General features: G+C 32.5%; 22 protein-coding genes. 2 read left to right on the top strand and 20 right to left on the bottom strand.

The features are described from left to right. Positions 1–6 precede the first annotated feature (6 nt). The 5 genes from STERM_RS00890 to STERM_RS00870 all read right to left on the bottom strand — a co-directional run bounded on the left by STERM_RS00890 (position 7) and on the right by STERM_RS00870 (position 5,055). On the bottom strand, positions 7–972 hold the full coding sequence (locus STERM_RS00890) for a LytR C-terminal domain-containing protein (RefSeq protein ID WP_012859659.1): 966 nt from the start codon (positions 970–972) through the stop codon (positions 7–9). Further along, entirely contained in the window at positions 969–2,261 is a 1,293-nt protein-coding gene (gene mtaB, locus STERM_RS00885) for a tRNA (N(6)-L-threonylcarbamoyladenosine(37)-C(2))-methylthiotransferase MtaB (RefSeq protein WP_012859658.1), read from the bottom strand. Before mtaB ends, STERM_RS00890 begins: the two co-directional genes overlap by 4 nt. After that, a complete protein-coding gene (locus tag STERM_RS00880) occupies positions 2,248–2,958 on the bottom strand; it encodes an RsmE family RNA methyltransferase (RefSeq protein ID WP_012859657.1) in 711 nt (236 codons plus the stop codon). Before STERM_RS00880 ends, mtaB begins: the two co-directional genes overlap by 14 nt. A gap of 452 nt (positions 2,959–3,410) precedes the next feature. Continuing rightward, entirely contained in the window at positions 3,411–4,430 is a 1,020-nt protein-coding gene (gene ruvB / locus STERM_RS00875; RefSeq protein WP_012859656.1) for a Holliday junction branch migration DNA helicase RuvB, read from the bottom strand. Between the two features lie 10 nt (positions 4,431–4,440). Continuing rightward, on the bottom strand, positions 4,441–5,055 hold the full coding sequence (locus STERM_RS00870; RefSeq protein ID WP_012859655.1) for a DUF445 domain-containing protein: 615 nt from the start codon (positions 5,053–5,055) through the stop codon (positions 4,441–4,443). Between the two features lie 235 nt (positions 5,056–5,290). Here STERM_RS00870 and cysK point away from each other — a divergent pair, with 235 nt between their 5' ends. Together cysK and epsC are read left to right on the top strand one after the other, a co-directional pair. Further along, positions 5,291–6,205, top strand: a complete 915-nt coding sequence (cysK, locus tag STERM_RS00865) for a cysteine synthase A (RefSeq protein ID WP_012859654.1) — start codon at positions 5,291–5,293, stop codon at positions 6,203–6,205. Between the two features lie 13 nt (positions 6,206–6,218). Then, a complete protein-coding gene (gene epsC, locus STERM_RS00860; protein WP_012859653.1) occupies positions 6,219–6,746 on the top strand; it encodes a serine O-acetyltransferase EpsC in 528 nt (175 codons plus the stop codon). Between the two features lie 97 nt (positions 6,747–6,843). On the opposite strand, the gene STERM_RS00855 is transcribed toward epsC, so the two are convergent. The 15 genes from STERM_RS00855 to STERM_RS00785 all read right to left on the bottom strand — a co-directional run bounded on the left by STERM_RS00855 (position 6,844) and on the right by STERM_RS00785 (position 20,098). Beyond that, positions 6,844–7,377: a hypothetical protein gene (locus tag STERM_RS00855; protein ID WP_012859652.1), complete on the bottom strand. Its 534-nt coding sequence runs from the start codon at positions 7,375–7,377 to the stop codon at positions 6,844–6,846. Between the two features lie 43 nt (positions 7,378–7,420). Further along, positions 7,421–7,645, bottom strand: coding sequence for a 30S ribosomal protein S18 (rpsR, locus tag STERM_RS00850; protein WP_012859651.1), 225 nt, complete (start codon positions 7,643–7,645; stop codon positions 7,421–7,423). 18 nt (positions 7,646–7,663) lie between these two features. Next, positions 7,664–8,074: a single-stranded DNA-binding protein gene (locus STERM_RS00845; RefSeq protein WP_012859650.1), complete on the bottom strand. Its 411-nt coding sequence runs from the start codon at positions 8,072–8,074 to the stop codon at positions 7,664–7,666. A gap of 151 nt (positions 8,075–8,225) precedes the next feature. Then, positions 8,226–8,510, bottom strand: a complete 285-nt coding sequence (gene rpsF / locus STERM_RS00840) for a 30S ribosomal protein S6 (RefSeq protein WP_012859649.1) — start codon at positions 8,508–8,510, stop codon at positions 8,226–8,228. A 241-nt stretch (positions 8,511–8,751) separates the two neighbouring features. Further along, the gene (ftsZ, locus tag STERM_RS00835; RefSeq protein ID WP_012859648.1) at positions 8,752–9,861 is read right to left on the bottom strand and encodes a cell division protein FtsZ; all 1,110 of its coding nucleotides are present in this window, start codon (positions 9,859–9,861) and stop codon (positions 8,752–8,754) included. Next, a complete protein-coding gene (locus tag STERM_RS00830; protein ID WP_169305378.1) occupies positions 9,842–10,531 on the bottom strand; it encodes a cell division protein FtsQ/DivIB in 690 nt (229 codons plus the stop codon). The genes ftsZ and STERM_RS00830 overlap by 20 nt, the downstream gene beginning before the upstream one ends. Before the next feature lie 135 nt (positions 10,532–10,666). Beyond that, positions 10,667–11,518, bottom strand: a complete 852-nt coding sequence (gene murB, locus STERM_RS00825; protein ID WP_012859646.1) for a UDP-N-acetylmuramate dehydrogenase — start codon at positions 11,516–11,518, stop codon at positions 10,667–10,669. Positions 11,519–11,602: 84 nt separating this feature from the next. Then, entirely contained in the window at positions 11,603–12,949 is a 1,347-nt protein-coding gene (gene murC / locus STERM_RS00820; protein ID WP_012859645.1) for a UDP-N-acetylmuramate--L-alanine ligase, read from the bottom strand. Next, positions 12,946–14,013 carry an undecaprenyldiphospho-muramoylpentapeptide beta-N-acetylglucosaminyltransferase gene (murG, locus tag STERM_RS00815; protein ID WP_012859644.1) on the bottom strand — a complete coding sequence of 356 codons (1,068 nt, stop codon included), beginning with the start codon at positions 14,011–14,013 and terminating at the stop codon, positions 12,946–12,948. Before murG ends, murC begins: the two co-directional genes overlap by 4 nt. Further along, positions 14,006–15,115: a putative lipid II flippase FtsW gene (gene ftsW / locus STERM_RS00810; protein ID WP_012859643.1), complete on the bottom strand. Its 1,110-nt coding sequence runs from the start codon at positions 15,113–15,115 to the stop codon at positions 14,006–14,008. Before ftsW ends, murG begins: the two co-directional genes overlap by 8 nt. Further along, on the bottom strand, positions 15,116–16,453 hold the full coding sequence (gene murD, locus STERM_RS00805; protein WP_012859642.1) for a UDP-N-acetylmuramoyl-L-alanine--D-glutamate ligase: 1,338 nt from the start codon (positions 16,451–16,453) through the stop codon (positions 15,116–15,118). A gap of 16 nt (positions 16,454–16,469) precedes the next feature. Further along, positions 16,470–17,558 (bottom strand): phospho-N-acetylmuramoyl-pentapeptide-transferase, encoded by a 1,089-nt coding sequence (gene mraY, locus STERM_RS00800; RefSeq protein ID WP_012859641.1) that lies wholly within the window; start codon positions 17,556–17,558, stop codon positions 16,470–16,472. A gap of 4 nt (positions 17,559–17,562) precedes the next feature. Beyond that, positions 17,563–18,870: a UDP-N-acetylmuramoyl-tripeptide--D-alanyl-D-alanine ligase gene (locus tag STERM_RS00795; protein WP_012859640.1), complete on the bottom strand. Its 1,308-nt coding sequence runs from the start codon at positions 18,868–18,870 to the stop codon at positions 17,563–17,565. A gap of 250 nt (positions 18,871–19,120) precedes the next feature. Next, positions 19,121–19,663 carry a D-glycero-alpha-D-manno-heptose-1,7-bisphosphate 7-phosphatase gene (locus tag STERM_RS00790; RefSeq protein WP_012859639.1) on the bottom strand — a complete coding sequence of 181 codons (543 nt, stop codon included), beginning with the start codon at positions 19,661–19,663 and terminating at the stop codon, positions 19,121–19,123. Positions 19,664–19,672: 9 nt separating this feature from the next. Continuing rightward, the gene (locus STERM_RS00785) at positions 19,673–20,098 is read right to left on the bottom strand and encodes a hypothetical protein (RefSeq protein ID WP_012859638.1); all 426 of its coding nucleotides are present in this window, start codon (positions 20,096–20,098) and stop codon (positions 19,673–19,675) included. Positions 20,099–20,195: the final 97 nt, after the last annotated feature.

Here is a 20,195-nt window from a genome sequence, read left to right as displayed (position 1 = left end):
ATTCTCCTAGTCTTTTGTTAAAATTATAATACTGTCTTTCAGTGAAGCATCTTCTACCAGATTGGTAGTGTTCAGCAGTTTTCCCAGCTTATACGCCGTATAATAATCTTCAGGATTATAATTTATCTGTATTCCTGTTAATTTTTTCAGATCTATATCTTTATACTTGTCTGCTTTGGTAAAAACAGGCGTATATGCCTTTAATTTTTCTGTAATTGCCGAATTTTCCGCTGCTGACATTATTTCTGTCTTAAATCCTGTTTCTGTATCTTTCCCGGTTATTATTACCAGATCAGCATCAGGCTTTATCTGTCCCGGTTTCATTTTTTTTATGTACTTTATGCTCAAAGAGCTTAAAAGTTCATTTGCAGCATTATCATCAAGTTTATTATTTATAATATATGAATAATTTTCTTCCTGAGTATAATTCTCTGCATTATACACTATCTTGAATTTCGCCATTAATGCATCTCCGAGACTTGAGGCAAAGCCGTCGATTCCGTTTGCATTAAGTATTTCTATTTTTTTCCCTTCAAGTGAAACAGGCTTCTCTTCGGCAACAATATTTTCCTTATCATTCTGTGCTACACGTGTAGGAAGCTCTACAAGAAGCTTTTCCAGCTTTACACTGTCAATATAGGTTTTCCCGTCTGAAGTAATTACCGGAAGCTTTATTGATTCCTTCGGCTTTTCCCCTTTTGTTACGTATTCTATTTTGTCAGGAAAATACTTATTCAGATCATTTAGTAATTCTGATTTATTAACTATTTTTTTTATGTAATAGTTTTCTATTTTTTTATCATTTGCTATATATGTACCCTTTGGAATTTCTATAAACTTCCCGTTATAATAAACGTAAAAATTATTATCACTCTTAAAAATTCTGTTTTTATCCGCTACATCCTTGCTTTCATACTCTATACATCCAAAAATCATAAATAAACTTACTAAAATTAATATTATCTTTTTCATATAACTTCTCCTTTTAATAAATCACCAGCTGATGACATTATTTTCACTTCTACAATATCAGCAACTTTATGACTTACTGAATTTACCTCTACTCTTAAATAATTTTCTGTATAACCGTAAGCTTTTCCCGCTTTTATTTCTTCGATATAAACTTTCTGGACTGTATCCAAAAATTTTTCCCTGAATTCTTTTATTTTGCTCTTTTTTAATTTTTCCAGAATTTTTACCCGTTCTTTTTTTACTTCTGGTTCTATTTTTCCCGTAAATGCTGCTGCCGCTGTTTTTTCCCTGTCTGAATACGGAAAAATATGGAAGTCGGAAAAGTTTATTTTTTTCATATTTTCAAATGTATTCCAAAAATTCTCTTCTTCTTCCTGGGGAAAACCCGTGATTATATCTGCAGTTATTGCAGAATCCGGTACTTCTTCCTGTACTTTTTTCAGAAGCTCCACTACGAATTCCGCCCTGTAATTTCGTTTCATTAATTTTAATATTTTATCATCCAGACTCTGTATAGAGACATGCAGATGAGGCATTAATTTTTTATTTTCCTTTAAAAGTGAAATAAATTTTTCGCTTAATGTATCAGGATACACCGAGCTTACTCTTACTCTGTCTATTTCTTCTATTTTCAGAATTTTTTCCAGAATATAGTCAAAATTAATATTTTCACCAAAATCTGAACCATATTCGCTCAGATTTATACCTGTTACCACTATTTCCTTATACCCTGCTTCCCCGAGAAATTTTATCTCTTCAAGGACACTTTCCGGCTGTCTTGATCTGCTCATTCCCCTTGCATAAGGAATTTTACAGTAAGAACAGAACTTGGTACATCCGTCCTGTATCTTTACAAATGCCCGTGCTTTATCTCTTGAAACAGCATATTTTTGGGAAGAGTACTCTTTCTGATCAAAAATATTATCTACCTGATAATTAGATAACTTTTTGCTGAAGATCTTGTACACTTCTTCCTTTTTTACATTTCCGATTATATAGTCGACTTCTTTTATTTCCTTCAAATCTTCTACGTTTGTCTGTGCATAGCAGCCTGTTGCAATTACCACCGAGTCAGGATTTATTTTTTTTGCTCTTCTGAGCATCTTCTTATTTTTTTTATCCGCTATACTGGTAACTGTACAGGTATTTATAACATAAACATCCGCCCTGTCCTCGAATTCTACTTCATTATAACCATTTTCCAGAAAATCTTTCTTTATGATTTCTGTTTCATACTGGTTTACTTTACAGCCTAATGTATAAAATGCGACTTTTTTACTTATAGACATCTGCTAATATACCTCCCATGACTATAGCCGCTGTTTCCGCCCTGTATATTCTTTTTCCGAGACTTATTTCCAAAGCTCCCTGTTCCCTGATATACTTAGTTTCCTCTTCTGTAAAACCGCCTTCCGGACCTATCAGATAAAGTATTCTTTTTTCTTCACCAGAAAGAATTGTAAAAACCGGTTTATTTTCGGAACTGTTCTCATATGCAAACAAAACCTTGTCATAGGCAGAAAACTCTATATCCTTCAGTGTCAAAATCCTTTCTATTTCGGGTATTTTCACACCACGGCATTGTTTTAATGCTTCTTCTGTTACTGTATTCCATTTTTCCTTGGAATCCGAAAGCTTTACTACGACTCTGTCAGTCTTCAAAGGAATTATCTTATTTATTCCTATTTCTGTGAGCTTTTGAAGAGCCATATTCATTTTATCATTTTTCAAAATTCCCAGAGCTATATCCAGTTCTACCCTGAGCGAGTAACTATCTTCATGCTTCTCGGTTACACGAAGAAGTATTCTTTTGTTTCCTATTTCTGCTATTACTGCTTTATACTCAAATTTTCCGTCTATAAGTCTGATTGTATCTCCTGTTTTATATCTGTAAACATTCTTTACATGGTTTATGTCATTCTTCTCTGTTATCTCCACATTGCTTTCTGATATAAAATCTTCATTGCGAATAATTATTGTAAGCAAAATTTCTCCTTTTTATATAAACTTTACATTCACAGATCACAATATCACTTGTGCAGTTCACATCAGCTTTCTGTCGAATTCTGACTTTGCAAAATATTATATCAGTATAAAATTTTAGTTCGCGGCCGTTATTGTTTCGAAATTTGAAACTTCAATATTATTGAGGCCGAAGTATCTGCTTTATTCAGGTTAGTTTTATTGTAAAATCAGGTTACTAATTTTATATTGCAGAAATGATAATGTAATAAATGTTTTCCGAATACGATTTATTCGATTTTTCTATGATATTATAACAGTCATTTCTTTGATTTTTCTTTATTTTCCAATATAAAATGAGAATAAATTATTCTATATTGTTTAAGATTTTTAAAAATTTGAACTCAAACATTTTTCCTTAAAATATTTATGCTCTACTTCAATAACTTATTCATAAATATTTTACAGCAAAAATCTTAGAATAATTTAGTCTGATCAGTTCTCTCTTCCAAACCTAAATGAACATAGCCGCGGTTTGTTACTACCCTGCCCCTCTGTGTTCGCTTAATAAACCCTATTTTTACCAAATACGGCTCATAAACCTCCTCAATAGTTCTCTTATCTTCGCCAAGAAGAAGAGATAGTGTTTCTATTCCTACAGGACCCCCGTCATAATTTACTATTATCGACTTCAAAATACTTCTGTCCAGTTCATCAAGTCCTTTTTCATCTATTCCGAGTAAATCCAGAACACCTTTTACACTCTTTTGATTCAGAACGCCTGTGCCCTTGATTTCAGCATAATCTCTTGCTCTTTTCAGAAGTCTGTTGGCTATTCTTGGTGTTCCTCTGCTTCTCATTGCTATCTCTTCAATCCCGTTTTCTTCTGCCTTAATTCCGAGGATAGCTATTCCCCGGACCAGAATTTCCTTTAATTCTTCGATATTATAATATTCCATCTTATGTGTTACTCCAAATCTGTCTCTCAAAGGAGTACTAAGCTGTCCTGCTTTTGTAGTAGCACCTATAAGAGTAAATTTTGGGAGTTCTATTCTGATACTTCGCGCTGACGGTCCTTTTCCTATTAGTATATCCAGCTCCCCGTCTTCCATTGCGGGATAAAGAATTTCTTCCACCGAAGTATTCAGTCTGTGAATTTCATCTATGAATAATATATCATTTTCTTCAAGAGAAGTGAGTATTGCAGCAAGATCACCGGCTTTTTCCAAAACCGGCCCCGTGGTAATCTTCAGGTTTACTCCCATTTCATTGGCAATAACACCTGCCAAAGTGGTTTTTCCCAATCCGGGAGGACCATATAATAAAATATGATCCATAGCTTCATTTCTGCTCTGAGCAGCTCTGATAAAAATGCTCATTTTTTCTTTCAGCAGTTTCTGTCCAATATATTCATTAAAGGTTCTTGGTCTAAGAGATTTTTGAACATTATCTTCTGATAATTCCTTATCAGTGAGAATTCTGTCAATATCTTCCATTTATATCTCCTTACCGAATTATAGTTATTATTAAATACTGAAATACTGCTATAATGCCCCCAAGTATTCCTCCGAGTATTTCTATATGCTTCAGCTCTTTCTTTGAAATTTTGATAATAATATCCTCTATTTCCCTAAGGGAAAAATTATCCATTTTTTCTATTATGTGACCTTTCAGATCTACATTTTTTTCTATTGATTTCAAAAGTAACTGGAATAATTCCTCTTTATTATCTAAAATTAATTTTTTTATATAATCTCTCATTTTGTTTAATATTCCATCATTCATAAACATTTTCAGGAAAGGATTTTTTTCCAATAATTCGGCTTTTATTTTTTCCTTTACCAGTCTGTCTAAAAAATCATCCAGATCATCATATTCAAATGAGCTTGTATCTAATTTATCGCCGATTTCCCTTATAGAAATCAATTCTGTTTCTATAACTTCGGCTATATTAACTGCTATTTCATGTCTTCTCTTTGGAATTAAACCTTGTAGCTTAAAAATTACTAAATTAATTTCATTATATGGTCTAAACAAAAGTCTTATTGCCAGATAATTAGTAAACCATCCAATTAGTGCACCTACTCCGACCATTAATAAAAATTCCGCTATTCTGTCCAAAAAAATTCCTCCAAATACGAGTATTATTTTATTATTCTAACATAATATTTCTTGTTTTTCAAGATAATTAAATGTTTACGGGCTTTGATAAAATCTTTTATATAGGAAAAACCTACATAAACATGCATATACAAAATTTATACAACCATTATATTGACAGAGATTTTATTTAATGCTAAACTAACGGCATACGGTAGCGCTTTACTGTATAATATAAAAAAAGGAGGTGTGTCATATGTTATATGAAAATCTTTTGGACATTATCGGAAATACTCCGATTGTAAAAATCAATAACATTTTTGATACAGATTCTCATGCAGATGTATATCTCAAATTAGAAAACTTTAATCCCGGAGGAAGTGTAAAGGACAGAGCTGCACTGGGGATTATAGAAAAGGCTGAGAAAGAAGGTAAACTAAAGCCTGGAAGTACCATTATTGAGCCTACCAGCGGAAACATGGGAATTTCTCTTGCTTTTATCGGTTCTTTGAAAGGATATAAAACTATTATTGTCATGCCTGACACTATGAGCATAGAGCGGCGTAATATTCTAAAAGCCCTCAATGCAGAACTGATTCTTACTGACGGTGCACGCGGTATGAAGGGTGCCATAGAAAAGGCGGAATCTCTAGCGAGTAAAAACAAGAATTATTTTATGCCTGAACAATTCAGCAATCCGGCAAATGTCGAAGCACACTATGAAACTACGGGCGAAGAAATATTAAGAGATCTTCCAGATGTAGATGTCTTCATAGCAGGTGTAGGTTCAGGAGGGACTTTAAGTGGTGTAGGACGAAGATTAAAAGAGCATTCGCTTGACATACAGGTTGTAGCTGTAGAGCCTCTAACATCAGCGGTTATTTCCGGAGAAAAACCGGGAAAACATCAAATTCAAGGTTTAGGTGCGGGTTTTATTCCCGATACACTCGATATGAAAGTAATTGACAGAATAATACCTGTTTCAGATAATAAGGCCTTTGAATTCGTTAAACTGATAGCAAGAAAATGCGGTTTATTTCTAGGTGTTTCTACAGGTGCCAATGTAGCTGCAGCATATGAAATTGCCAAGAATATGGAAAAAGGAAAAAAAGTACTTACCATAGCATCCGATACAGGAGAAAAGTACCTGTCGCTGAATATTTACAAATAGGGGGTGATTTTCGATTTTTAAATGGTTAAACGGCGAATTGCAGAACATATTGGATAAAGATCCGGCGGCAAATAATAAATTACAGGTCTTTTTGCTTTACCCATCAATACATGCCGTAATTCATCATAAAATTTCACATTTCTTATACAAGAAAAAAATTATTTTTTTAGCAAGATTAATTTCACAAATTTCCAGATTCTTTACAGGGATAGAAATACATCCTGGTGCCCAGATAGAAAAACATCTGTTTATGGATCACGGTATGGGTATTGTTATCGGTGAAACTTCCATTATTGGTGAGAATGTTACTATTTATCACGGGGTTACTCTGGGAGGTGTTTCACTTGACAAAGGAAAAAGACATCCGACTATAGGAAATAATGTTATAATCGGTGCAGGTGCAAAAGTTCTGGGTAACATAACTATTGGTGATAATTCCAAAATCGGGGCGAATTCAGTCATACTGAAAGATATTCCGAAAGACTCTGTTGCTGTAGGAGTCCCGGGTAAAATAATCACCAAAAGCAGCTCCGATTCATAAAAATTTTTAAAATAAAAATTACAGTTTGAAAATTTCTCTGTTTTTACAGTGAATAAAAAAACAACACGGCTGATTAGTCCTGTTGTTTTTTTATGGTTTATTTTGCATAAATTATCAATTCATCTTCTGTTCCAAATATCACTTCTATTCCGTATGTCAAATTATTTTTTGTAACAACTGTTGATGAAGTTGCATTTTCCAGTTTATTCAGAAGCTCTTCATATATTATCTGGGCATCTTCATCTGTCAGCTTCGTATCTGAAGCCATAATTACAGACAGAGATAGTTTTCTGAATGTCTCCATATTGCTTTCATCTTTACCTGTTACTTTCCCTACTATTGCTGTTGGAGTAAGATTTTCATAATTAATTGTTATTATTTCATTTTTATTTCCATTAATTGTGGAATAATAAAAAACTTTACCGTCAGAATTCAAGTCTTCAAAGCTGTCTACCTTCATTCCGTTAACCTCTATTTTCTTCTCGAGTCTTCTAGAAAGCTTATCTACATCTATGTTTTTAAACAGATTTTCCTGTACTGTCTCTTTTGCTTCTACTTTTTCAGGTTGTTTTTCTTTGCCACAACTAAACACAAATAATAGCATTAACAACATAATAAAAAATTTTTTCATTTTTTATACCTCCTAAATTTAAAATAAGATGACAGGTGTCATCTTATCTCTCTATTTTTGTATAAGGCAATAATGCTATTTGTCTTGATCTCTTTATAGCTGCTGCTATTTTTCTTTGAATTTTAGCATCTAATCCTGTCACTCTTGCAGGAGAAATCTTCCCTTTATCATTCATGAAATTTTTTAATAATTCTACATTTTTATAATTAATATCTTCTACCTTGAATTTTACTTTTGGTCTTCTTTTTCTTCTTTTGAATTCTGCCATTTTACTTTCACCTCCTAATTAAAATGGAAAATCATCATCATCGATTGTATCTTCACTGACTACTTCATTGCTGAAGCCAGGCTCATTTGATGATTTTTTATCTTCATATGACGAACCGCCAGATGCTGCTGCTGTGTCAATAAAATCAAATTTATCTACTATAACCTCTGTCATCCATTTAGTTTCACCATTCTGCTCATAGCTTCTTACGCTTAATCTTCCCTGCAGAGCGATTCTTCTACCTTTTCTCAGATATTCAGCTATAGTTTCTGCCCTTTTATCCCAGGCAACACAGTTTATAAAATCTGCTTCGTCTCTGTTAAATTCTCTTGTTACAGCTATAGAAAATTTACAAAAAGCTTTTCCTGACTGAGAATATTTCAATTCAGGATCTCTTGTCAATCTTCCTATTAAAGTTACTAAATTCATACGAATTCCCCCTTAGAATAAATTTTTACCCAATTAACCTTTTAACTCCCATTAGTACCGTAATATGTTTATATTTAGAATAAACAGCTTTGGTACAAGTGTTCTGACACTAATATTTATTCATAAATTGAATTAATACTTTACAAAAACACTAGTCATTTTTGACTATCATATACTTCATAAGGCTTTCGTTGATATTCAACTTACCTTCTACTTCAGTCAGTCTAGTCCCGTCCATTTGGAATGTAGTCAGAACATAATATCCGTTATCTTTTTTATTGATAGGATACGCTAATTTTCTGTCTCCCCAAATCTCTGTTTTAACAGAATCTGCTCCTGAAGCTTTTAATGTATCTTCCACAAACTTAATTCCTGTTTGCTTCTCTTCTTCTGTTAACTGAGTTGACACGATGAACATGATCTCGTAATTTCTCATAGTTTCTCTCCTTCCCTGTGGTTTTTTAGCCTTGTTATGTTTAACAAAGCAGGGTATCTTATTCTATCAAAATTTATGCTTTTTTTCAAGGAATAAATTTATTTTAAATTTTTTTATGTTGAATTTATTCATTTATATTTTTAGATTTTCTTTCTTAATAATACCTCTAAGTTTATATTTAACCGTATTTTTTTATACTGAAAAAAGATCTGCCATTACAACAGACCCTTTATATAAAAAATTAATCTTCTTTTTTCTTTAAAAACTGCGGAAGTATGAATCCCGAATCATTATTAAATAATTTTCCGTCTGCTTCCTCTTTTTTGGCTGCTGCTGCAGCTGTATTCTTTACTTCTTCTTCCTCTTCTTTTTTGATATTATTAAAAATTTCTCCGAGATTATCGTAGTTTTTGTCTATAAAATCTGTAGCTACTATTGAAATTTTTAATCCTCTTACACTGTCATCCAGTACAGTACCAAAAATAAGATTTGCATTTGCTTCTCCGGCTGTTTCTCTTATCAGGCTCGAAATCTGCTGTACTTCATTTAATCCTAAATCATATCCGCCTGTGATATTTAATAGTATCTTTCTCGCACCTTCGATAGATTTTTCCAGTAACGGACTGTTTAATGCCTGTTCTGTAGCTGCTCTTGCTCTGTCTTCGCCTTCTGATTCCCCGAAACCAAGCATAGCTACTCCTGAGTCTTTCATTGTTGCTCTGATATCAGCAAAATCCAGGTTTACAAATCCCTGTTTTGTTATCAGTTCCGATATACCTCTTACACCGGCTTTTAATACATTATTAGCCTCTTTAAAAGCGTTCATAAGTGTTATATTTAAATTAGGCAGCTCAAATAATTTGTCATTAGGAATGGCAATCATTGTATCCACATATTTTCTCAGATTTTCAATACCCATATCTGCATTTTTCTTTCTTTGAGGTCCTTCAAAAGCAAAAGGCTTTGTTACTATAGCTACTGTCAGAATTTCCAGCTCTCTTGCCACTTCGGCAATAATAGGAGCAGCACCTGTACCAGTTCCTCCGCCCATTCCGGCTGTTATGAACAGCATGTCTGTTTCTTCCAAAACCTGCCTGATTTTTTCTTTAGATTCTAATGCCGCTTCTCTTCCTCTTTCAGGATCGGCACCTGCTCCCAGACCTTTTGTAGCTCTGTCACCAAGATGTATCTTCATTCCCGCTTTTGAGTCTTCTAAGTCCTGAGAATCTGTGTTTGCAGCTATAAATTCCACACCGTGGATTCCAGTTTCTATCATATCATTTATAGCATTTCCGCCAGCTCCGCCAACACCAATTACTTTAATTGTGGCTCTATTTAGGATCTCTTCCATTTTTTCCCTCCAAATTTGTTTGCAATAAATCTTTTTCTTTTAAATTAATATCCTTAAACCTCAAATCTATGTATTCTACTTTCTTATTTTCATTAATTAAGCTCTTATACAATTTAAAGCAGTTATCATACTTTGCAGTATCAACTACAATGGTAGTCTTAATTAAGGTTCCGTCATTTAATAAAATTTCATAATCGCTTTTTACTTTTCTTACCTCTGAAATATTACTGAAAAAACCTTCATTTTTTATTTTTGACAGTACTTGTAAAATTGTTTCTAAATCTTCTTTATTTTCAGCATTTATAACAGGTAAATTTTTATCTGTAATTTCATTTATATTTGCAAATATCTCTCCGTCGCTGTTTATTACATAAAAATTATTTTTCTGCCTCAAATAAGAATAAGGTTTATTTCCTTCTATTCTAACTATCAGTTCGCTTGGATAAACTTTTTTTATTTTTACACTTTTTACTCTAACATCTTCACTAAGATATTTTTCCATTTTTTTAGTATTAATGTAGACTAAATTTGTATTGTCTTTTATCTGTAAAATTTTCTCAGTAATATCAAATTTTATAAGTTCGTTATCTCCCTCTACCTTTACATTTACTACTTTAAAAAAATCTTTACTTGCAAATATGAATAAACCTTTTATTAATATCGTAAGCATTAACAGAAATACTAAAAATTTCAAAAATTTGAGCATCTAATCAACCTCATTATTGTTAAAAGAATTATACACTAATTTTTTATATTTTTCAAACTTGTTTTTTTATATAACAAATTAGCGAGAATGTCAACAATTTTATTTTACTATTATTATCTCTGTTTGTAAATCAATATTATTTTTTTCTTTTATAATTTCCTTAACATGCTCTATTACACCCATTACATCTTCAAAGCCTGCTTCACCCAGATTTACTATAAAATTAGGATGTTTTGGTGAAACCATTGCATTTCCTACTCTGTATTCTTTCAAACCCGCGTCCGAGATTAACTGTGCGGCAAAGTTCTGATCAGGATTTTTGAATGTACTTCCGAGATTCGGCAGTTCCAGCGGGTGTCTTTCTTCTCTTTTATCTTTTTTATCCTGTGAGCATTCCTTATCAAAGCCTTTTGAAAATTTAAAGTACACTTCTACTACGATCCATTTATTTTCTTTTATGTCAGTTGTTCTGTAATTATAATTCAGCTCGCTTTTTTCAAATACTTTTATATTTCCGTCAAGATCACATATTTTTATTTTATCTATGCAGTCAAAAATTTCTGTACCGTAAGCTCCGCCGTTCATATTCACAAGTCCGCCTACCGAGCCTGGAATGCCTGTTATATTTTCAAGTCCTGCATAATCATTTGCTTCCATAAAGTCAATCAAATCATCAAGATTTGCCCCAGAACCTATACATACTATATCATAATTTTCATTTTTTTCAATTACCTTCATGTAATTAAATTCTTTTAGCGATATAAAGCTTATATCCAGATCCTTATCGCTTATCAGTGTATTTGTCCCGTTCCCTATTAAAAAAACCTTATCTCTAGTTTTCAAAACTTCTTTTAATTCTTCTTCTTTTTCTATAAAAATTAATTCTTTCGCTTTTCCGCCTATTTTCATATTTGAATAATTTTTCATTTCTACATTCGCTAATATTTTCATAATTTCTATCCCTCTATTTAGTGTTTTGTCTGGCTTATATTTTTACTGATAAATGCTGATGTCAAAGCTCTTCTCTCTGTATGATCAGAGTGGCAGTTTATTTTTTATAGTATTTGCAATTCTGGAGATACTTCCTGCTCCCATAAACAAATAAACATTTTCACTGCTGTTGTCATTCAATACACGATCTGATATTTCTTCTTCACTGTAAACTCTTGTGTTACCGCCTATAAGCTCAGCAAGCTTCTCGGAACTTATATTATATATATTTTCCTCTTCAGCACTGTAAATAGGAAGAAGATATACTTCATCGGCAAGTTTCAGACTTTCGGCAAATTCATTTAGAAAAAAATTTGTTCTGCTGTATCTGTGCGGCTGAAAAACAACTGTAATTTTACCAGTTTCTATTTTTTTTGCAGCATTAATGGTAGCAGTTATTTCTGTGGGGTGATGAGCATAATCATCTATTATCTTTATAGATTTATCATAAAGTATCTGGTATCTTCTGTTTGCTCCCCTAAAATTATACAGATATTCTTTTACTTTATCCATATCACATAAAAATTCATGTGCAAGATATATTACTCCCAGTGAATTAGAAATATTGTGTTCTCCGGGAATGCTAAGTCTGAATTTTCCCAGACTTTCCCCGTTTTTCACTACTTCATAATGCGATTCCCTGTTTTTATATTCTATATTTGCTGCATAAATATCTGCACTCTCATCGTTTATACTATACCATATAATATTTTTATTTTTCAAATTTAATTTTTTTATTTCATGACAGTCTTTATTTAAAACTACAATATCACTGGTCTTGTCAATGAATTCCTCAAAAGATTTTTTTATATTTTCATAAGAGCCGTGATTTTCCAGATGATCTGCCTCCACATTTGTCACTATTGAGTATGACGGAGTCAGATATAAAAACGAATTATCACTTTCATCTGCTTCAGCTATAAAATATTCGGAATTTCCTACCTTACTGTTACTTCCTATTTCGGGTATTATCCCTCCCACTACTATGCAGGGATCCTTTTCAAGCATTGTTATCCCGAGCATAGAGCTTGTAGTCGTCTTTCCGTGTGTTCCTGCTACTGCAATTCCTTTTGAATCATTCATTAACAGTGCCAGCAATTCTCCTCTTTTTATTTTTTTTATGTTATTATTTACTGCATATTTATATTCAGGATTATTTTCCTTAATCGCACTGGAATATATAAAGAGATCTATATTTTTCCCTTCGAGGTTTTTAGCCTCCTGTCCTATGAACATCCCTACTCCCATATCTCTTAACTGCTTTGAAACTGGTTTTTCTGCTATATCCGAACCATATACATTATATCCTTTAGTTACCATTATTTTAGCGAGACCACTCATTCCTATTCCGTTGATTCCGCTAAAAAAGATTGTTTTTACTCCTTCGCTCATTTCTCCTCCAAGTCTATGTGTTTAACAATAGAACATACAGCATTTCCTTTTTTCAGGGTTTTTAGATTTTCACTCATAAAATCCAGTATATCAGGCTGTTTTATTTCCAATAACGCCTCATCTATCGCATCACTTACATTTTTATTTTCAAAAATTTTAGTTCCGTTTACAAATTCTATTTCCTCTGCATTTTCTTTCTGCCCGACAAAGTCGTAAGGTATCACTATCGAAGGCTTCTCCAGCTGTATCAGTTCAGAAACAGTAGATGCCCCTGCACGGCACAGAACCATATCTGCCGCACTCATAATGTCCGCTGCATTATCAAAATAAGGAAGAACTACGGCACTTCCATAATCAGTTATTTTGGAAATTACTTCCTCAAACAAATCTTTTCCTGTACCCCAGAATAATCTCAGATTTTTCATCTCCTGTATTTTATCCCATTTTTTTAATACTGCTTCATTTATATTTTTGGCTCCCAAACTTCCGCCTATTATAAACAATACTTTCTCTTCCTCAGTAATCCCCAGCTTTTCTCTTTCCTTTGCTTTTTCCTTATGATAAAATTCTTCTCTCAAAGGATTCCCTGTTACTATAAATTTTTCCCTGTATTTTCCGGGAATAGAATTTAAAGTATTTCTAAAAGCAAGAAAAACTTTTTTGGACCCCTTATAGAATTTTTTATTGGCCAGCCCCATAATACTGTTCTGTTCCTGAAGATAGTACGGGATCCTCAAAAATTTTGCAGCCAGAATCACGGGAATTGATATATAATTACCGAATCCTATTACTTTGGTTGCTTTTTCTCTTCGAAGAATTCTGATAGACCTCAGAGTCCCCTTTAATATTTTGAATACTGCCGATACAGATTTTAACGGTACTATATCCAATCCGATAAATCTATAGCCTTCATTCGGAACTATTGTTTTTTCCATTCTATGTGACGTACCAATAAATAATACGTCTATATTTTTGTCTTTTAGCTTTTTGGCTATCGCAAGGGCGGGATATATATGTCCTCCTGTTCCCCCCGTTGTCAAAACCACTTTTTCCTTTTTATTCATCTTCATTTACCTCGTCTATATTATTAATTACATTAATTACTATACCCAAAGCTGCCATAATTACTATAGTGGAGCTTCCTCCATAGCTTATCAGCGGCAGAGTAATCCCTGTTGACGGAATAACTCCGGTAACTACAAACATATTTGCCAAAGCCTGCGTTATAAAAAGTACCATTATACCAAATACCAGATACTTGCCGAAATAATCCTTCGTCTTATTTATTGTCATTATCATTATTAATAAAATAAAGAAATATATTCCTATTAAAACAAAACATCCTATAAAGCCGAATTCTTCCGCATAAGTGGAAAAAATATAATCTGTATGTCTCTCAGGAAGATAAAAATACTTTTGAAGTCCGTTTCCATAGTGTCTTCCTATTACTCTTCCGCTCCCTATGGCTATAAGTGACTGTCTTGCCTGATATCCCACATCATTTCCGTCTTTATTAAAGCCTGTAAGATAGTTGAATATTCTTCTTCTTCTGTACTCAGAATGCATTATACCAAAAGCTCCTAATGCCATAAAACCGAAAAAGAATACAATAAGCTGTTCTATTTTTACTTTTGAAACAAAAATCATGGAAAATCCTATTACAAATAATATTACCGCCGAACTAAACGATTTTTCCATAAAAATTAAAACTATAAATATAAACAACGGTACGACCGCAGCTATAAGTATTTCAAGACTTTTGTATTTTTTATCCTTATAATATTCCAGTGCTCCGGATAAATAAATAATAAAAGCAATTTTCGCCACTTCCGAAGGCTGTATCACTATAGGTCCTAAAACAAGCCATCTTTTGGCACCGTTTACTTCTTTACCTATAATTAAGACCAGAACAAGAAGTGCAAAACCGCCAATAAAAAACAGTCCTCTTATTTTTTTATATCTCTTATAATTTATTCTGGAAGCCACAATCATGAAGAATCCCCCTGCAGTTATCCATATCAGCTGTCTTATTATAAAGTAGTAATAATTCCTGTACTCGTGCAGTCCTGATGTAAAACTGACGCTAAACATCATAGCAATTCCAATTACTATTAAAATCATTATTGATATTATAAACGTAATTGACAAGGTTCTTTTCTCTTTCAATTATCTATCTCCTATAATTTGATTTGTAAGCTCTTTAAAAATTCTTCCTCTGTCCTCAAAATTTTTAAACTGGTCAAAACTGGAAGTCGCCGGAGAGAACAAAACTACCTGTTCTTTCGAAAAATCTAAATTATCTTTTATATCATTCAAAACATTTTCCAATGTCTTAAGATTTTTATACTGTGTATACTTTTGATCTTTCAGTTCTTTTTCAAGAATATCCGAAGTTTGCCCGATTAAATATACAAACTCCACTTTTTCTGCTATCTTATCGATTAACTCCTTATTAGAGGCCTGTTTATCATATCCTCCGCAAATTAGTACCGTTGATTTTCCGAATGCTTCTATTGCCTTAATTGTCGACTCAGAATTCGTTCCTTTGGAATCATTAATAAAAACCGTTTTCCCTTTTTCAAAGAAATTTTCCAGTCTGTGCTCCAGAGGTTTTGTAGAAGACAGGAATGACTTCATTACTTCTATATCTACATTAAGAATCATTCCCACAGAAATAATAAACAGTATATTCTCAAGGTTATGTTTTCCCTTTAAGGACAATTCCGAGGTTTTCATAAGAGGAATCAGCTGTGAATTATGATCTGTCACATTAATCATCCCGTCCTTTTGGAATACATCTGCTTTTTTTTCTCCGCTCAGAAAAATCCTTTTTGCTTTTATTTTATCATCTATGTCTTTATTTTCCGAGATAATTCTCAGTATTTCTTTATCGTCAAGATTTATCAATGCATAGTCATTTTCATTCTGATGATCGAATATATTAAATTTTGTTTTATAATAATCGTCAAGTGAATTATACCTTGTCAAATGATCCGGCGTCAAATTTATTATTCCTGCTATGTGCGAATGTACTTCGGGATCATTTTCGAGCTGGTAGCTGCTTAATTCCAGAACAACATAATCAGGCTCTTTTCCGTCACTAACCAGTTTTGCAAAAGAAAATCCTGCATTCCCCGCAAGTTCAGCATCAAATCCGGCTTCCTTCAAAAGCTCGTATATTTTTGTAGCAGTAGTTGTTTTTCCGTTTGTTCCTGTAATCGAAATTATTTTAGTTTTTTTATCCATATACCTGTATGCCAGATCTATCTCTGATATCACGCTTATCCTTAAGCTGTCTGCCTTTTCCAGAAGCTCCGCGTCCCATGGTATTCCCGGACTTTTTACAATAAATTCTATCTTCTGCTCGTCAATTATCTTAATTCCTTCTTCGCTTTTTATACCGGTTTTATCATCTATAAGAAAAACATTATATCCCTTTTTTTCAAGTAATTCCTTAGCCCCGTGCCCGCTTAGTCCCGCTCCGAATACTATTGCATTTTTCATCACTAATCATTCCTTATTATCTTAATTTTAAAATCAAAAAAGTCAGTAAAGCCATCAATATCGAAATTATCCAAAACCTTATGGTAACCTTGGTTTCAGGAATTCCCAGAAGCTCAAAATGATGATGTATCGGCGCCATTCTGAATACACGTTTTCCAAACTTTTTATAATGCCATACCTGTATCATTACTGATAAAGCTTCTACTATAAATATAAATCCTGCCACAGGAAGCAAAAGCTCCTGTTTTATGAAGATTACCACTATTCCGAGAACTCCTCCCAGCGTAAGCGATCCTGTGTCTCCCATAAATACCTGTGCCGGATAAAAATTATACCATAAAAACCCTATTGATGCCCCTATAATTGACACTAGATATACCAGCATTTCCCCGGCATCCTTTACATAAAAAAGATTCAGATAGTCTGCATATTCTATATGTCCTGTAAGATATGTTATTATTGCCAGAGTAGCACATACAATGATAATAGGTCCTGTTACAAGTCCGTCAAGTCCGTCGGTAAGATTAACCGCATTAGAAGACCCTATTATTACCACTGCCATAAAGACAAAAAATAATGCAGGCGTAATATAAAAATATGAATTTTTTATAATTGGATTTACTATTGAAAAATCTACTCTTGGACTGATAAGTCCGTATTTATATATAAAAATAAATGTCAGTATTGTTATAATAAGCTGTCCTAATATTTTCTTCTTACTTGAAAGTCCTTTTTTATGTTTTGTGAGCTTTAGATAATCATCGTAAAACCCTATTGTGCTGAACAAAATAGTTATAAAAAATAAAAAGACAATAAATTTATTTGAGAAATTCCCGCAAATCGCAGTAGCAAATAAAATAGCCCCTATGATAAGAAGTCCTCCCATTGTCGGTGTCCCTGATTTTGAAAAATGAGATTGCGGCCCCTCTTCTCTGACTGTATCTCCGTATTTTTTCTTCTTCAGCCATGCTATAAAAGGTTTTCCAAGTATCAAAACAAAGAGCAGTGCCAGAAAAAAGGATATCGAAGCCCTTATTGTGATAGATTTAAATATTCTCAGGATTTTCAAATCCTCAAAAAATAATTGATGTAATAAATACAGCATTTTATTAATTTCCTTCCTCTATAATTTCTTCTAATCTCATTCCCCTAGACCCTTTCAGCAGGACTGCAAGCTTTTCGGAATTATGTCCTCTGAGCTTTTCCCTGATAAAAGATTTTTCATCAAAATGAAAAACATTCATATCTTTGATTTTTTCATAAAGATTTTTCATCAAGGAACCATATAACAATATTTCATTTTGCTTTGTATTTCTCAGTATTTTTTCCAGTTCCTCGTGAAATTCCGCATCCTTCTCGCCAAGCTCCAGCATATCGCCTAATATAACTACTTTATACCTGTCATTATAGATATCCGAAAATGTAAGAATGGCTTTTTCCATTGAAATAGGGCTGGCATTGTACGCGTCATTAATATATATAATATTACCATTTTCTATTTTTTGAAATCTCATTGCTGTAAGTTTTATATTTTTAAATTCATCAGCAAGATCTTCAGTCTTAATTCCAAATTCTTCTGATATAGCTATACCAAATAAAAGATTTAGAATATTATGCTCGCCTATAAGATTAGTTTCGAGAGTAAGTCCTTCATTCAGGTCAAATTTTGTACCATCGCCGCTCAAATTTATATTTTTTGCTCTGTAATCAGCAGTGCTTTTGCCGTCGGCCGAAACTTTTATTCCAGGAAGATCACCTAAAAAAGGATCATCTCCATTTAAAAACATTTTAGCTTTCACATGTTTTATGATCTCACTTTTAGCTTTAAAAACATTTTCCCGGCTTCCTAAAAACTCAAGGTGTGAGTCACCTATATTCGTAATAATTCCATAATCAGGCTTAGCAATGGCAGCAAGCAGGTCTATTTCGCCAAAACCGCTCATCCCCATCTCCAAAACTAAAAAATCATCAGAATTTTCAGCACGTAACAAAGAAACAGGCAATCCTATATGGTTGTTTAAATTGCCTTCAGTTTTTTTTCCTTTATACTTAGTAGACAACAGCTGGTATATAATATCTTTTACTGTTGTTTTTCCATTACTTCCTGTAATTCCAATTATTTTTAAATCTAATATATTTCTCCAATTTTCAGCAAATTTTTGTAAAAATTTAATACTGTCGTTTACTAAAAATGCTTTTGGATAGGGTGTTTTTTTCGTCTTATCGTCATATATAACATATGCTCCTTTTTCTGCTGCTTCCTGAATATAGCTGTTACCGCCTCTGATAGCTATAAACACATCATTTTCCCGTACTTCACCCGAATTAATTAAAACATTATTTATCTCCAGAATATCTAAAAAATTAGAAATTCCAAATTCTTCAAGTGTCATTTTAAAGATATAATTTTTTTTCATAATTTAATAACTCCATTTTTAGTGCATAATTAAATAATTATACCACTTAATATATAATTTATCAATAAAAAAATCAGACTTTCAAGTCTGTATACGTAATTTTTTTTCATCTGTAAAAATGTCTGCATTTTTATATCAAAAAAAAATATTATCTAAACCAAAAATATTGATTTTCATAATTGAAAAACAATATTTTTTTATGTAATTATTAAATTAAAAAATGTAAAGAATAAAATAGTAAAATGAAAAACTACAAAGTTTTAGCAAAATCCAGAATATTATCAAAACTTAAGAAGTCAAAATCCAGTCCTTTAAGTGATTCTTCACGTCCGTGTCCTGTACGCAGAAAAACAGGCTTTATTCCTAGCTTATCTGCGGGAATCAGATCACTGGCCTTATCCCCGAGCATATAAGTATTCCGGGTATCTATATCTAATTCTTTTACCGCCTTTTCAAACAAAAGTGTCCCCGGCTTTCTGCATTCACATTCTGTTTTATAATTTCCCTTACCGTCTGTATGATGAGGACAATAATAAGTTTTTTCTATAATAATACCCTTTTTTTTCAGATCATTTTCCACAAAAGAAGTCAGCTTTAGAAAATCCTCCTCACTGTAATAACCCCTTCCAATACCTGACTGGTTAGTAATTACTGCAAGCTTGTAGCCTTTTTTCTGAAAAATTTCAAGTGCTTCTATAACACCATATTCATATTCAAAATCTTCTATTTTATAAAGATAATCCTTTTCGATATTTATAGTACCGTCTCTATCCAGTAAAATATATTTATTCATCATAACTCCTTATTTAAAATATTTGTACTTTATGAGTTCATTCTTTTTTTTGCTTTTTATCTCTATTATAAAAATAATATCGGAATTATCCGCTTCTACTCTGCCCATATATACGTCGTCACCGCATATATATTCTCCGGCAATAAGAGTATTAGGCTCCCATTTTGAAAAAGTAAATATCTTTTCATATTCATTATTTCTATAATGCCAGAATTCTAATACATCATTATCATTAAGAATCCACATCTTTTTATCTTCGTAGCTGAGTCTGTCATCTATGGTAATTCTGTCTAAAAAAAATATTTTATTATCTTCACAGATAACTGATGTTTTCCCTGTTCCGCTGTAATTCCAGTCCATTTCTGAATTCCCCATACTTGATGACATAAAAACTAATTTATCAACATTTTTAAATAATTTAGATATCTCTTTCATTACAGTCACCTCCGATACATTTAGTAGTATTAATATTTACCTCTAACATAATTATATCAGGAAACCTAAAATATGTTAAGAAAAAAAGCAAAAAAAA

It is taken from the genome of Sebaldella termitidis ATCC 33386 (assembly GCF_000024405.1).
Classification (GTDB): Bacteria; Fusobacteriota; Fusobacteriia; order Fusobacteriales; family Leptotrichiaceae; genus Sebaldella; species Sebaldella termitidis.
This window is presented reverse-complemented; position numbering and strand designations above follow the sequence as displayed.

What these genes read in the sequence shown, in the direction of transcription:
- STERM_RS00890 (WP_012859659.1), bottom strand. Translation starts at nt 972, where the DNA reads ATGAAAAAGATAATATTAATTTTAGTAAGTTTATTTATGATTTTTGGA.
- mtaB (WP_012859658.1), bottom strand. Translation starts at nt 2,261, where the DNA reads ATGTCTATAAGTAAAAAAGTCGCATTTTATACATTAGGCTGTAAAGTA.
- ruvB (WP_012859656.1), bottom strand. Translation starts at nt 4,430, where the DNA reads ATGGAAGATATTGACAGAATTCTCACTGATAAGGAATTATCAGAAGAT.
- cysK (WP_012859654.1), top strand. Translation starts at nt 5,291, where the DNA reads ATGTTATATGAAAATCTTTTGGACATTATCGGAAATACTCCGATTGTA.
- STERM_RS00855 (WP_012859652.1), bottom strand. Translation starts at nt 7,377, where the DNA reads ATGAAAAAATTTTTTATTATGTTGTTAATGCTATTATTTGTGTTTAGT.
- rpsR (WP_012859651.1), bottom strand. Translation starts at nt 7,645, where the DNA reads ATGGCAGAATTCAAAAGAAGAAAAAGAAGACCAAAAGTAAAATTCAAG.
- STERM_RS00845 (WP_012859650.1), bottom strand. Translation starts at nt 8,074, where the DNA reads ATGAATTTAGTAACTTTAATAGGAAGATTGACAAGAGATCCTGAATTG.
- rpsF (WP_012859649.1), bottom strand. Translation starts at nt 8,510, where the DNA reads ATGAGAAATTACGAGATCATGTTCATCGTGTCAACTCAGTTAACAGAA.
- ftsZ (WP_012859648.1), bottom strand. Translation starts at nt 9,861, where the DNA reads ATGGAAGAGATCCTAAATAGAGCCACAATTAAAGTAATTGGTGTTGGC.
- STERM_RS00830 (WP_169305378.1), bottom strand. Translation starts at nt 10,531, where the DNA reads ATGCTTACGATATTAATAAAAGGTTTATTCATATTTGCAAGTAAAGAT.
- murB (WP_012859646.1), bottom strand. Translation starts at nt 11,518, where the DNA reads ATGAAAATATTAGCGAATGTAGAAATGAAAAATTATTCAAATATGAAA.
- murC (WP_012859645.1), bottom strand. Translation starts at nt 12,949, where the DNA reads ATGAGCGAAGGAGTAAAAACAATCTTTTTTAGCGGAATCAACGGAATA.
- murG (WP_012859644.1), bottom strand. Translation starts at nt 14,013, where the DNA reads ATGAATAAAAAGGAAAAAGTGGTTTTGACAACGGGGGGAACAGGAGGA.
- murD (WP_012859642.1), bottom strand. Translation starts at nt 16,453, where the DNA reads ATGAAAAATGCAATAGTATTCGGAGCGGGACTAAGCGGGCACGGGGCT.
- mraY (WP_012859641.1), bottom strand. Translation starts at nt 17,558, where the DNA reads ATGCTGTATTTATTACATCAATTATTTTTTGAGGATTTGAAAATCCTG.
- STERM_RS00795 (WP_012859640.1), bottom strand. Translation starts at nt 18,870, where the DNA reads ATGAAAAAAAATTATATCTTTAAAATGACACTTGAAGAATTTGGAATT.
- STERM_RS00790 (WP_012859639.1), bottom strand. Translation starts at nt 19,663, where the DNA reads ATGAATAAATATATTTTACTGGATAGAGACGGTACTATAAATATCGAA.
- STERM_RS00785 (WP_012859638.1), bottom strand. Translation starts at nt 20,098, where the DNA reads ATGAAAGAGATATCTAAATTATTTAAAAATGTTGATAAATTAGTTTTT.